This window comes from Cytobacillus sp. S13-E01, from assembly GCF_029193815.1.
GTDB lineage: Bacteria > Bacillota > Bacilli > Bacillales > Bacillaceae_L > Bacillus_BV.
This window is the reverse complement of record NZ_JARFVC010000043.1, coordinates 20,280-32,613: the sequence shown is the minus strand read 5'-3', so window position 1 is coordinate 32,613 and position 12,334 is coordinate 20,280. Positions and strand designations below refer to the sequence as shown.

Genomic DNA, 12,334 nt, shown 5'->3' with positions numbered 1-12,334 from the left:
GAACCCTGAAAGATGATCAGGTTGATAGGTCAGAGGTGGAAGCGCGGTGACGTGTGGAGCTGACTGATACTAATCGTTCGAGGACTTAACCAAATTTACTTCATTGAATGTCTGTACGTTATCTAGTTTTGAGGGAACAAAACCTTTGTGATTTGTAAACTCTGATAGTAGAATAAAAGTCTGGTGACAATGGCGAAGAGGTCACACCCGTTCCCATGCCGAACACGGAAGTTAAGCTCTTTTGCGCCGATGGTAGTTGGGGGTTTCCCCCTGTGAGAGTAGGACGTCGCCAGGCTTTTACCAACTATATATTATTATTATCGCGGGGTGGAGCAGTCTGGTAGCTCGTCGGGCTCATAACCCGAAGGTCGCAGGTTCAAATCCTGTCCCCGCAACCAAATGGTCCCGTGGTGTAGCGGTTAACATGCCTGCCTGTCACGCAGGAGATCGCCGGTTCGATCCCGGTCGGGACCGCCATTAAGTTTTTTTGTACACGAAACGGAAATGTTTCGTTTTTTTGTGTGTTTGTTTTTAGATGTTATTAAATTTGATTAATTAAAACCGTGAGGTTTTATAAGGTTTTTATTAGTACATATTGAAAAAACTAGGTATGATCGGGTTTCGAGAAGCGAAGAAGACAAGGAAGTGAGTGAACGAGAACCGGAGTGTACTGTGTACACGAGGATCGCAGAGAACGAAGCTGACGAAGGATTCTGAAGCTTATCGGAAGCCGACCGCCGAACACGGAAGTTAAAGCTCGGGCGCCGATGGTAGTTGGGGGTTTCCCCCTGTGAGAGTAGGACGTCGCCAGGCTTTTACCAACTATATATTATTATTATCGCGGGGTGGAGCAACGAGATTTACTCCTTTGAATAAGCTACGAGTTGTACCAATCGAGCTGCTACTTGATTATGCTCCCTGAGATTGGGACAGTCATAGGTTTGAAAAGGTGAACTAAGTACCTTGTAAGCAAATTTTTGAGAAATATAAGTTAAAATAAGCTCGTCGGGCTCATAACCCGAAGGTCGCAGGTTCAAATCCTGTCCCCGCAACCAAATGGTCTCGTGGTGTAGCGGTTAACATGCCTGCCTGTCACGCAGGAGATCGCCGGTTCGATCCCGGTCGGGACCGCCATTAAGTTTTTTTGTACACGAAACGGAAATGTTTCGTTTTTTTGTGTGTTTGTTTTTAGATGAATATGGTCGTATTCCGAGAAACGAAGTTGATTCACTATGCATTAGATATGTATTTTCAATGAATAGATATATTTATTTTAATTTCTGAATAGTATTTTAAAGAAATCAAAAAGTATTTTCATGATTTTGGCAGGTATTTGATGAATTCAGGAAGGTAAATCCATTTTATTACAAAAATTGCATCTCAAAACCCTAAATAGATAAATAATACCGCATAATTTGACCCCATCATATCCATCTCCAGAGCCATAGATGTTTAAAATTGAGTGAATTTCACGCTTTTTACTCCCTTATTTTGAACTTTTTATGGAAATACGCTAGAATATAATCAATAAGCTCCTTAGGACTGCATCCTAAGGTATTTTTTATATCTAAACTCTATCAGCTTGGAGTTGAACCTCATTATGTCAATTAAAGATGAATTTGCTTTCATTAAAATGATAAAACCCAAAAAATCCCATAGTCAGCATTTAATTACTGGAATCGGTGATGATGCTGCTCTAATTCGACCGATGGGTGAGATGGACCAAATCATCTGTATGGATACGATGGTAGAAGGAATCCATTTTACAAGGGATACTATGTCTCCGTTTGATATAGGTTATAAAGCAGTAGCTGTTAATATCAGTGATATTGCAGCTATGGGTGGTAAACCGTTATATTATCTTGTATCGATCGCAGTCCCAAAGAAATGGTCTCAAGATGAATTAATTGCTATTTATGATGGCATGAAAGAGTTAAGTGATACATATAAAATCGATTTAATTGGTGGAGATACAGTTTCTTCTCCAGATACTCTAATGATTACTGTTACAGTTATGGGGCAAGTGCAAAGAGATAAACAGCTTTTAAGAAGTAATGCACGAGTGGGAGATGTTGTGTTCGTTACTGGTACTATCGGGGATTCAGCTGCAGGATTAGAGCTACTTTTAGATAAAAGCAGACATCACTCTTTTCAAGCAATCGAAGAACAATTAGTTCGAAGACATCAACATCCATCACCAAGAGTTGAAATTGGACATTCGTTAAGTTTATTTGATCGGGTGTCATTAAACGATATAAGTGATGGACTTGCAAGTGAAACAAATGAAATAGCTGAATCTAGTAAGGTTAATCTTGTAATTGATGAGGCTAAAATACCGTTAAGCGCTGCGCTTCTACACTATAATAAATCCAGAGCTTTGGAATGGGCTTTATATGGTGGGGAAGACTTTGAATTAATAGGAACGATGGCTCCCAAAGACTGGGAGCAGTTTCACAATATAAACCAGATGTCAGGCATTCTAGTCACTGTAATAGGTTATGTACAAGAAGGAAATGGAGAAGTGTTTCTATTAAAAAATGAAGATATTATTCCGCTGAAGAAAAAAGGGTATAATCATTTTAAATAGTTCAATAAATGTATAGGGTGAAATAGATGAATGAGTATGTATTAAATACAAAAACACCTCAAGAAACGTTAGACTTTGCAAAAAAGCTAGCAGAACGGCTACAACCTAAAGATGTTATTACATTAGAAGGGGATTTGGGGGCTGGTAAAACTACGTTTACAAAGGGATTAGCGAAAGGGTTAGGAATAACCAAAACGGTGAATAGCCCTACTTTTACGATAATAAAGGAGTATATTGGTCGTTTACCTTTATATCATATGGATGTATATCGGGTAAAGGATAGCTTTGAAGATTTAGGATTTGAGGAGTATTTTGAAGGTGAAGGTGTAACAGTAGTCGAATGGGCCCATTTAATTGATGACCAATTGCCGGTTGAACGTCTCATGGTTAAGCTTTATCATGAAGGTGAATCGAGCCGGAAATTTGTCATAGAGCCAGTAGGGCAACGCTATTTACAATTATGTGAGGAGATTTTCAACTGATGAAGGTGTTAGCAATTGATACGTCAAATTATGTAATGGGTATTGCCATTACGCAAGGATCAACTGTTGTAGGAGAGGTGATAACAAACCTTAAGAAAAATCATTCGATAAGAGTGATGCCTGCTATTGAAAACCTGCTGGGCGAATGTGATGTAAAGCCTAATGAACTAGAACGAATTGTAGTCGCACACGGTCCGGGCTCTTATACAGGAGTTAGAATTGGGGTGACAATAGCAAAAACTTTAGCATGGACACTTAATATTCCGTTGGTAGGTGTATCAAGCTTAGAGGTACTTGCGGCAAACGGACACTATTTTCATGGCTATATATCTCCTCTGTTTGATGCTAGACGGGGGCAGGTATATACAGGGTTGTATTCGACTGATTCAGGTCAACTTATATGTGAGAAAGATGACAGAATAGTGTTATTAACTGATTGGTTAAAGATGATCAGAGACGAAAATAAAAGGGTGCTATTTGTTGGAAATGACCTATCTATTCATAAGAATATCATTCAAGAGGAAATGAAGGAGCTGGCGATATTCGCTCCACAAACTTTCAATAATCCACGCCCAAGTGAATTAGCATTCTTAGGTGAAAATAAAGAAGAAGCTGATGTTCACACGTTTGTCCCAAATTATATTCGAATGGTAGAAGCAGAAGCGAATTGGATCGCTTCTCAGCAAAAGTAAATATGGAGATTAATATGAGACTGAATATAGCTTTTCGTCCTATGACGATTCATGATATTGAACAAATTTTAGTAATCGAGAATTCCTCATTTGCAACACCATGGAGTCGTGAAGCGTTTTATAATGAAATCGTTTATAATCAATTTGCTAACTACATTGTCATGTTAGATGGTGTTAAAGTAATTGGCTATTGTGGCATGTGGCATGTGATTGACGAGACACATATTACGAATATTGCGGTACTGCCGGAATATAGGGGCAAAAAACTTGGGGAAGCCTTATTGCTAAAAGCGATGGAAGTTTCAAAACGCCTTGGTGCTGTATCGATGACCCTAGAGGTTCGTGTATCTAATGTAGTTGCACAGGCATTGTATAAAAAACTCGGCTTTCAACCAGGTGGTATTAGAAAGAGATACTATACTGATAATTTAGAGGATGCTTTAGTTATGTGGGTGAATGTAAATGAAAACAGATAATCAAATAATATTAGCTATCGAAACAAGTTGTGACGAAACGGCTGTTGCTGTCATAAAAAATGGGAAAGAAATCATGGCAAATGTGGTTGCGTCCCAGATTGAAAGCCATAAACGATTTGGTGGAGTAGTACCAGAAATAGCATCAAGACACCATGTAGAACAAATCACAATCGTTTTAGAGGAAGCAATAAAGCAGGCTACTATTCAATACTCAGATATTAATGCAATTGCCGTAACCGAAGGTCCTGGCTTGGTGGGAGCACTTTTAGTTGGTGTGAATGCTGCAAAAGCAATTGCCTTTGCCCATGGTATCCCATTAGTAGGTGTTCATCATATTGCAGGTCATATTTATGCCAATCGACTAATTCAGGAACTCTCATTTCCTTTACTATCACTAGTAGTTTCTGGTGGGCATACTGAGCTTGTCTACATGAAAGAGCATGGGTCATTTAAGGTAATTGGTGAAACGAGGGATGATGCTGCTGGTGAGGCTTATGATAAGGTGGCAAGAACACTAAACCTCCCGTATCCAGGTGGTCCTCATATCGATAGACTAGCCCATGAAGGCAGTCCAATGATTGATCTACCAAGAGCATGGCTAGAAGAGGGATCATATGATTTTAGTTTTAGTGGATTGAAGTCTTCAGTTATTAACACACTTCACAACGCAGAACAGCGCGGGGAAATAATTGAACCGCAAAATTTAGCGGCAAGCTTTCAGGAAAGTGTGATTAATGTATTAGTGACCAAAACGGTACGAGCAGCGAAAGAATACGGTGTTAAACAAGTGTTACTTGCTGGGGGGGTTGCAGCAAATAAGGGACTACGCCGTGCTTTAGAGGAAAGCTTTTCGGAGTTGCCAGAAATTGAATTAGTCATCCCACCATTGTCATTATGTACAGATAATGCAGCGATGATTGGGGCTGCTGGTAGTATTATGTTTGAAAAAGGAATTCGTTCTGATTACGCACTTAATGCCAATCCAGGCCTTGATTTAGAAATGAATGGCTAAGATTTAATAAGTTATGATGAGCCTCTCAGTTATATGAGGGGTTTTTTGTTGTTAAGGAATTTATAAAATTGTAAGGTTGTGTATAACTTCGTCTCTTTGTCTATCTAGGTCTAGCTCCAGGCGCCATCGGACCTGAGGTCATAAGCCAATCCGTCCGGAAGGTTAAAGAACAACCTTCCAGCCGGCTTGTCTTATGCTTGTCGCAAAAAGGCGGGCGCCTTGCGCTTTTCTTAAAAGATAAGAAAGTATAAAAGTTTGTACCAAGTTTTAGTGTCTAGCTCCGGGCGCCATCGGACCTGAGGTCATAAGCCAATCCGTCCGGCAGGTAAAGAACAACCTTCCAGCCGGCTTGTCTTATGCTTGTCGCCGATAGGCGGGCGCCCTGCACTTTTCTTATGTGGATTTTGTTATGGTTTATCCCCTATTGTGAGTAACCTTGGGGATAAGCAATAAGGCTGTCACTAAACAAAAGGTAGGAAATTAGAGGTGTAGCAGCCACTTGTCACAATTAATCCTGCGAAATATCCAGATAATCCCTCCAAATTTTGTAATCCTGCCAGATTTGATACTAATCCCGCCAAACGGGGCAGTAACCCTACAAATACTACAAATAACATTAAAATTCTATTCCGAGGTGTAACTGCAATTAACTTATCCACAATCTATCCACATAATAATTTTTAAAAAAATTAATATAAAAAAACCCAAGTAAACATCAAAGTCACATATATTTGTGTGTAATGTTGATAACTATCAATAAAAATGTGGACAATGTGGATAAATCAGTTGATAACTTATTAAATAAGGATTTGTTTGTGTATATCTATGTGGAAAAACAAAAACCAGCGGATAATTATCCACTGGTCTCATGTAGTGATTCCCACTCTTTCATTAAATGGTCTAATTTTGAAGTGAGAGTTGTATTGTCTTCGTTTATTTTTTGTACTTTTTCATGATCTTGGTAAACGTCAGGTTCACATAATAATTGATCATTTTTTTCTATCTTACTTTCGGTCTCGATAATTTCTGCTTCTATTTCTTCAATTCTTCGATTTCTTTGCCGCTCCTGCTTCTTTGCTTCTTTTTCTTGTTCATATGAAAGCTTATCCGTTTTTGTTTCTGCTTTTAGTTTGGGCGCTTCCTTTTTCTCGAGTAAATCAAGCTCAGCCATTTCTGCTTTTTTTTCGAGGTAATAGTCATAGTCACCGAGAAATTCAGTGATTGAATCTGAAGATAATTCAAACACCTTAGTCGCAATACGGTTAATAAAATAACGGTCATGGGATACAAAAAGAATCGTCCCCGGGTAGTCAATAAGAGCATTTTCTAATATTTCCTTACTATCAAGGTCTAAATGGTTGGTAGGTTCATCCAGGATTAAAAAGTTAGCCTTTTGCATCATTAGTTTTGCTAGTGCTAAACGTGCCTTTTCTCCACCGCTAAGTGTGGATACTGTTTTTAAAACATCATCACCTGAAAATAAGAAGTTTCCTAATACAGTTCTAATATCTTTTTCGTTTTTTAGTGGATATTCGTCCCATAGTTCATTTAAAACTCGTTTATTTGAAGTAAGATTAGCTTGTTCTTGATCATAATAACCAATGGATACATTAGCTCCAAAGCGAAAAACACCATAAACAGGATCTAAGCGCTTAATAATCGCTTTTAGTAGCGTTGATTTCCCAATCCCATTTGGACCCACTAAGGCAATGCTACCTCCGCGATTAATTGAGAATGAGACATTGCTGATAGTTGGTTCGGAATTTTGGTACGCTACAGAAATATCAGTTGCTTTTAAAACATCATTTCCACTCTGTCGATCAATATTGAATTGAAACGATGCTGACTTTTCATCACCAAGAGGATTTGACATAAGGTCCATTCTCTCAAGTTGTTTTCTTCGACTTTGTGCCCGTTTAGTAGTTGATGCTCTAGCTAAGTTTTTCTGGATGAAGTCTTTTAGCTTTGAAACTTCATCCTGCTGTTTTTCAAAGCGCTTTAGATCAAGTTCATAGTTTTCTGCTTTTAGTTTTAGATAATTACTGTAGTTGCCAGGGAACTTTGAAGATGTTGTTCTAGATATTTCATAGACTTGTGTAACAACCTTGTCCAAGAAATATCTGTCGTGGGATACAATAAGGATTGCACCATGGTAGCCTTGTAAATACTGCTCTAACCATGTTAGTGTATTAATATCTAGATGGTTAGTAGGCTCGTCCAAAATAAGTAAATCTGGCTTCGTTAATAATAACTTACAAAGTGCTAACCGAGTCTTTTGACCGCCGCTTAATGATGAGATTGAGGTTGAGTAATCAAAATCCGAGAAATTAAAGCCGTGTAAAATAGACCTTATATCGGACTCATATTGGTATCCACCTTGTTCTTTAAAGCGGGTTTGTAATTCATCATACTCTTTTAGTAACTTCTGATAGCTTATCTCGTTTTGAAGGATATCTGGATTTCCCATTTTAAATTCAATTTCTCGTAGCTCAGTTTCAAGTTTTCGAAGTGGTGCAAAAACCGTCATCATTTCATCCCATATGGATAAGTTAGATTCTAAACCTGTGTCCTGTGCTAAATAATTTATTGAAAGATTTTTTGGTTTAATGATTTCTCCACCATCGTGAGACATTTGACCTGCAATGATCTTCAATAGTGTAGATTTTCCAGCACCATTTCTTCCTACTAATGCAATTCTGTCTTTCGATTGTACTTCTAGTTTTATATTGGATAAAATAATATCAGCACCAAAGTATTTTTGTAGCTGATTTACTTGTAATAAAATCATGTTAGTTCACCTCTTGTTATACCCTTAGTGTATCGTATCCTTACTATAGTGAGCAAGGTATTAAAGATGACTGGAAAAAGAAAGTGAAATAGCTCACACAACATGTGAGACAGATAGGTTAAAATAGTGTATAGTCTACTATGAGAGGAGAATTTTAATGTCATCTTTCACTCATTTTAATGATCAAGGCAGGGCCAAAATGGTAGACATAACTGATAAAACTACCACGATTAGAACGGCTATCGCGAGGACCAGTGTCCAAGTCAATAAAGTTATATATGATAAAATAACACAGCATGAAATCGAAAAAGGTGATGTATTAGCGGTTGCTCAAGTTGCAGGGATTATGGCTGCTAAAAAAACATCTGATATTATTCCAATGTGTCATCCCTTAGCATTAAAAGGGGTAGATATTTCTTTTCAGTGGGAAAATAAGATTGACGAATATAGACTATTAATTAATGTTATCGTTAAAACAAAGGGAAGCACAGGTGTTGAAATGGAAGCTTTGACCGCTGCCTCTGCTACTGCTTTAACTGTATATGATATGTGTAAGGCTGTCGATAAAGCTATGATCATTGGACCAACCTATCTAGTTGAAAAAACAGGTGGGAAAAATGGAGACTTTAAGAGAGAAGAAGAGTTGAACGAGTTGGTTTGAATGTGGGGGATGTAATTTGAACGTGGACCAATCAAAGATACCACAAGCAACAGCGAAAAGGCTGCCATTATATTATCGCTTTATAACAAACCTACATGCCTCAGGTAAAAAAAGAGTGTCATCCGCCGAATTGAGTGAGGCTGTTAAAGTAGATTCAGCGACAATTCGTAGAGATTTTTCTTATTTTGGAGCTTTAGGTAAAAAAGGGTATGGCTATAATGTGGAATATCTGTTATCCTTTTTCAGAAAAACATTAGATCAGGATGAATTAACCAAGGTTACCCTGATTGGTGTTGGAAATCTAGGAACTGCTTTTTTACATTATAATTTTTCTAAAAATAACAATACAAGAATAGAGCTAGCATTTGATGTTGATGAAAAGAAAATTGGTACAGAGGTTGGCGGCGTTTCCGTCTATCATCTCGACGATTTAGAGGAACGGCTTCCTGAAAACGTTACTGTCGCCATTCTGACAGTACCTGCGGGTGTTGCTCAACCATTAACTGACCGATTAGTGGCCAAGGGGATAAAAGGAATTTTAAATTTTACACCAGCAAGGATCAATGTACCTGATCATATTCGAGTACATCATATTGACTTAGCTGTAGAATTACAATCATTGATCTACTTTTTAAAACATTATCCTAGTGAATAAACGAAAATTATCACCTAAAGGAGGTGAAGGAAATGCCGAATCTAGGAATTGGAAGCCTTCTCTTAATTGTTTTTGTAGCATTACTAATCTTTGGACCTAAAAAATTACCTGAACTTGGTAAGGCAGCTGGTAACACTCTTCGTGAATTCAAGAACGCAACTAAAGGTTTAGCGGATGACGATGAAGATGATAATAAGAAAAAAGAAGAAGTAAAATAAATTGCACTTTTTGACGCTGTAGTTATATGGTTAGGATGATTCGCTATGACTGAAAAAGAAATGTCCGTTTATGAACATATAGGTGAGCTGCGAAAACGACTGATTTATGTAGTCGTTTTCTTCTTCCTGGCTATGGTTGGTGGTTTTTTCCTAGCAGAACCAATCATTGTCTATTTACAAAACGCTGATGAAGCGAAAGAGCTAACGATGAATGCGTTCAGACTAACGGATCCAATTAAGATCTATATGCAATTTGCCTTTATTGTTGCATTTGTTATAACATCGCCAATCATTTTATTTCAGTTTTGGTCCTTTATAAGTCCAGGGCTTTATGAAAAAGAACGAAAAGTCACGTTGAGCTATATTCCTATTTCAGTATTGCTATTTTTAGCAGGGATATCGTTTTCATATTTCATTCTATTTCCATTTGTTGTCGATTTTATGGGGAGACTTGCCGAAAGATTAGCAATTAACCAGGTAATTGGGATTAATGAGTATTTTCAATTTTTATTACAATTAACATTACCTTTTGGATTATTGTTCCAACTCCCTGTTATTGTTATGTTTTTAACTAGGCTTGGTATAGTAACACCTATGTACTTAATAAAGGTACGAAAATATGCGTATTTTATTTTATTAGTGATAGGTGCGTTTATAACTCCGCCAGAGATCATATCACATATGATGGTCACGATTCCTTTGTTTGGGTTATACGAAATTAGTATAATCGTTTCAAAGGGCGCCTATCGAAAGGCTAAAAGGGCTGAAATGTTACAGCAAAATGACCATTATCAACAAAAATAAACCTCCCAAAGCGGGAGGTTTATTTTTTCTTATTTCTTTTTATTTTATTATTCAAAGATAACATTCGTATAGCTACGGCAAAGTCGAAGGTTGCAACAATCATAAGTAAGATCGTTGCAAAGTTCCAAATTGTTTCAGTAGCACTTTGAATGGCTAAATATGTAAATAAAATTCCCATAAAGATATACATTACGCCCATAAGAAACGGTGATGTTCTACGCATAAACTAGATCCTCCAATGTTGTACTATTACTAAATACAGCCGTTTAAGTAATATAAATTAAAGGTTGTTGTTTCCGTCCTGCAATAGTGCAAAGCCTCTTGAGGTCATAAGCTCTGTTCCTCCGGAGGATTAAAAGCAACCTGCCTAAAAACATCGTTGGGTGATCAAGACGCTTACGGTTTAGAGTAAAAATGAAATAAACGACTGCATTTGTTCGGCTTCCTTCATAATTCTCTCTATATCATCTGCAAAGATTGTTTGAAATACTACGACAAGTGTATTCATTGCGACATGTGCGAAAATAGGTACAATCAAACGTCCGGTTTTTACATATAGAAAGGCAAAGGTAAATCCCATTGCCGAATACAATAGAATATGTTCAGGTTCCATATGAACTAAAGCAAAAATGATAGAGCTAGCAAGTGCGGAAATCCAATAATTAAATCTTTTATAGAAGGACCCAAAAATAATCTTCCTAAAAATAATTTCTTCTAGGATAGGCCCAATGACGGAAGTAACGAGGATTAATAAAGGTGTTACCCTTACAAGCTCAATAATTTGTTTCGTATTTTCAGATCCTGGATCAATTCCAAATACGCTTATTTCAATATTTGCTGCGATCACTTGTGCAAATAGTGCTATAAAGATACCGCCAATCGCCCAATAGGCAGCACTTGCTCTAGAGGAACGTTTGTCATAAATATGTCTATCTTTCATATCATTTCGTAATAAATACAAAATAATGAGTAGTGCTACAAAAAAACTAATAATTAACCAGTAGGTTGAAGCGATTGTAAAAGATTGCCTATATTCAGCTTCTCCGCTACCAACGCCTAAAAACAGTAAAATGGGTATTCCAATCAAACTAGATAATTGCATTATTATGTAAGTTAATATGACGTACCAATAACGTTTTTCCAAATTTATAATCCCCTTTTTATAGGTAGTTTTATCAATGGCTCTTTTCTGAAAGATTGTTAAACCTATCATACATATTGAAGGTTTGTTAAAGTATGTTCCGAAATTTTGCTACAGTTAGGTAAAAGAAGATGCGCTATATTGCGTTCGAAATGAAATATATGGTAATTAAAAATAACAGGGTTTTACGAAAATAGCCCAGTAAAACATATTTTACATTTTAACATATATTACTCTACTAACATTACTATTATGTTTCAAATACTTGATAGTAATAATGGACGTGATGCTATCTTGGAAAAGAATAAAAATAATAAGTTTAGATTTTCCATGTTGTGACATAATCTAGAAGGGTAGTTGAAATTTCTAGTTTTATTAAATTTTTTTTTGCTTAATACTTGCAAAAGAAACAGAGATTATTTAATATAATAATTGTGTTAGCACTCAAGATGAACGAGTGCTAATAAAAAAGTAAAAAATAACAAATAAGATTATTTGAGGAGGTTGTTTCACTTGTTAAAGCCATTAGGTGATCGTGTTGTAATTGAACTTGTACAATCTGAAGAAAAAACTGCAAGTGGTATTGTGCTACCAGATTCTGCAAAGGAAAAACCTCAAGAAGGTAAAATTGTAGCTGTGGGTACAGGCCGCGTACTCGAAAGTGGAGAGCGTGTAGCCGTAGAGGTTGCAGTAGGAGATCGTATTATCTTCTCAAAATATGCAGGTACTGAATTGAAGTATGAAGGTACTGAATACTTAGTTTTACGTGAAAGCGACATTTTAGCTGTTATCGGTTAACACTATAAACTAGTCATAAA

13 protein-coding genes, 3 tRNA genes and 2 rRNA genes are annotated in these 12,334 nt (G+C 37.0%); 15 read left to right on the top strand and 3 right to left on the bottom strand.

The features are described from left to right. The 10 genes from PY093_RS19075 to tsaD all read left to right on the top strand — a co-directional run. A 23S ribosomal RNA gene (locus tag PY093_RS19075) occupies positions 1–93 on the top strand; the annotation flags it as partial. 86 nt (positions 94–179) lie between these two features. Continuing rightward, a 5S ribosomal RNA gene (gene rrf, locus PY093_RS19070) occupies positions 180–295 on the top strand. A gap of 26 nt (positions 296–321) precedes the next feature. After that, positions 322–398 (top strand) — tRNA-Met (locus PY093_RS19065). Positions 399–401: 3 nt separating this feature from the next. Then, a tRNA-Asp gene (locus PY093_RS19060) sits at positions 402–477 on the top strand. Between the two features lie 581 nt (positions 478–1,058). Continuing rightward, positions 1,059–1,134 (top strand) — tRNA-Asp (locus PY093_RS19055). 466 nt (positions 1,135–1,600) lie between these two features. Next, entirely contained in the window at positions 1,601–2,587 is a 987-nt protein-coding gene (thiL, locus tag PY093_RS19050; protein WP_275647383.1) for a thiamine-phosphate kinase, read from the top strand. Between the two features lie 26 nt (positions 2,588–2,613). Continuing rightward, a complete protein-coding gene (tsaE, locus tag PY093_RS19045) occupies positions 2,614–3,069 on the top strand; it encodes a tRNA (adenosine(37)-N6)-threonylcarbamoyltransferase complex ATPase subunit type 1 TsaE (RefSeq protein WP_275647382.1) in 456 nt (151 codons plus the stop codon). Then, positions 3,069–3,761, top strand: coding sequence for a tRNA (adenosine(37)-N6)-threonylcarbamoyltransferase complex dimerization subunit type 1 TsaB (gene tsaB / locus PY093_RS19040; protein ID WP_275647381.1), 693 nt, complete (start codon positions 3,069–3,071; stop codon positions 3,759–3,761). Before tsaE ends, tsaB begins: the two co-directional genes overlap by 1 nt. A gap of 14 nt (positions 3,762–3,775) precedes the next feature. Beyond that, positions 3,776–4,237, top strand: coding sequence for a ribosomal protein S18-alanine N-acetyltransferase (rimI, locus tag PY093_RS19035; RefSeq protein WP_275647380.1), 462 nt, complete (start codon positions 3,776–3,778; stop codon positions 4,235–4,237). After that, positions 4,224–5,249 carry a tRNA (adenosine(37)-N6)-threonylcarbamoyltransferase complex transferase subunit TsaD gene (gene tsaD, locus PY093_RS19030; RefSeq protein ID WP_275647379.1) on the top strand — a complete coding sequence of 342 codons (1,026 nt, stop codon included), beginning with the start codon at positions 4,224–4,226 and terminating at the stop codon, positions 5,247–5,249. Before rimI ends, tsaD begins: the two co-directional genes overlap by 14 nt. An 853-nt stretch (positions 5,250–6,102) precedes the next feature. Here tsaD and PY093_RS19025 read toward each other — a convergent pair. Beyond that, on the bottom strand, positions 6,103–8,037 hold the full coding sequence (locus PY093_RS19025; protein WP_275647378.1) for an ABC-F family ATP-binding cassette domain-containing protein: 1,935 nt from the start codon (positions 8,035–8,037) through the stop codon (positions 6,103–6,105). 157 nt (positions 8,038–8,194) lie between these two features. Here PY093_RS19025 and moaC point away from each other — a divergent pair, with 157 nt between their 5' ends. The 4 genes from moaC to tatC are packed head-to-tail and all read left to right on the top strand — an operon-like array spanning position 8,195 to position 10,375. Continuing rightward, positions 8,195–8,698 (top strand): cyclic pyranopterin monophosphate synthase MoaC, encoded by a 504-nt coding sequence (moaC, locus tag PY093_RS19020; protein WP_275647377.1) that lies wholly within the window; start codon positions 8,195–8,197, stop codon positions 8,696–8,698. A 16-nt stretch (positions 8,699–8,714) separates the two neighbouring features. Further along, positions 8,715–9,353: a redox-sensing transcriptional repressor Rex gene (locus PY093_RS19015; RefSeq protein ID WP_275647376.1), complete on the top strand. Its 639-nt coding sequence runs from the start codon at positions 8,715–8,717 to the stop codon at positions 9,351–9,353. Positions 9,354–9,385: 32 nt separating this feature from the next. After that, positions 9,386–9,571 carry a twin-arginine translocase TatA/TatE family subunit gene (locus PY093_RS19010; protein WP_275647375.1) on the top strand — a complete coding sequence of 62 codons (186 nt, stop codon included), beginning with the start codon at positions 9,386–9,388 and terminating at the stop codon, positions 9,569–9,571. Positions 9,572–9,616: 45 nt separating this feature from the next. Then, entirely contained in the window at positions 9,617–10,375 is a 759-nt protein-coding gene (gene tatC, locus PY093_RS19005; RefSeq protein WP_275647374.1) for a twin-arginine translocase subunit TatC, read from the top strand. 19 nt (positions 10,376–10,394) lie between these two features. On the opposite strand, the gene PY093_RS19000 is transcribed toward tatC, so the two are convergent. Both PY093_RS19000 and PY093_RS18995 read right to left on the bottom strand, forming a co-directional pair. Further along, positions 10,395–10,598 carry a YdiK family protein gene (locus PY093_RS19000; RefSeq protein ID WP_275647373.1) on the bottom strand — a complete coding sequence of 68 codons (204 nt, stop codon included), beginning with the start codon at positions 10,596–10,598 and terminating at the stop codon, positions 10,395–10,397. Positions 10,599–10,778: 180 nt separating this feature from the next. Beyond that, complete coding sequence (locus PY093_RS18995; RefSeq protein WP_275647372.1) at positions 10,779–11,519, bottom strand: CPBP family intramembrane glutamic endopeptidase; 741 nt, start codon at positions 11,517–11,519, stop codon at positions 10,779–10,781. 510 nt (positions 11,520–12,029) lie between these two features. Here PY093_RS18995 and groES point away from each other — a divergent pair. Next, positions 12,030–12,314, top strand: a complete 285-nt coding sequence (groES, locus tag PY093_RS18990) for a co-chaperone GroES (RefSeq protein ID WP_275647371.1) — start codon at positions 12,030–12,032, stop codon at positions 12,312–12,314. Positions 12,315–12,334: the final 20 nt, after the last annotated feature.

What these genes read in the sequence shown, in the direction of transcription:
- thiL (WP_275647383.1), top strand. Translation starts at nt 1,601, where the DNA reads ATGTCAATTAAAGATGAATTTGCTTTCATTAAAATGATAAAACCCAAA.
- tsaE (WP_275647382.1), top strand. Translation starts at nt 2,614, where the DNA reads ATGAATGAGTATGTATTAAATACAAAAACACCTCAAGAAACGTTAGAC.
- tsaB (WP_275647381.1), top strand. Translation starts at nt 3,069, where the DNA reads ATGAAGGTGTTAGCAATTGATACGTCAAATTATGTAATGGGTATTGCC.
- rimI (WP_275647380.1), top strand. Translation starts at nt 3,776, where the DNA reads ATGAGACTGAATATAGCTTTTCGTCCTATGACGATTCATGATATTGAA.
- tsaD (WP_275647379.1), top strand. Translation starts at nt 4,224, where the DNA reads ATGAAAACAGATAATCAAATAATATTAGCTATCGAAACAAGTTGTGAC.
- PY093_RS19025 (WP_275647378.1), bottom strand. Translation starts at nt 8,037, where the DNA reads ATGATTTTATTACAAGTAAATCAGCTACAAAAATACTTTGGTGCTGAT.
- moaC (WP_275647377.1), top strand. Translation starts at nt 8,195, where the DNA reads ATGTCATCTTTCACTCATTTTAATGATCAAGGCAGGGCCAAAATGGTA.
- PY093_RS19010 (WP_275647375.1), top strand. Translation starts at nt 9,386, where the DNA reads ATGCCGAATCTAGGAATTGGAAGCCTTCTCTTAATTGTTTTTGTAGCA.
- tatC (WP_275647374.1), top strand. Translation starts at nt 9,617, where the DNA reads ATGACTGAAAAAGAAATGTCCGTTTATGAACATATAGGTGAGCTGCGA.
- PY093_RS19000 (WP_275647373.1), bottom strand. Translation starts at nt 10,598, where the DNA reads ATGCGTAGAACATCACCGTTTCTTATGGGCGTAATGTATATCTTTATG.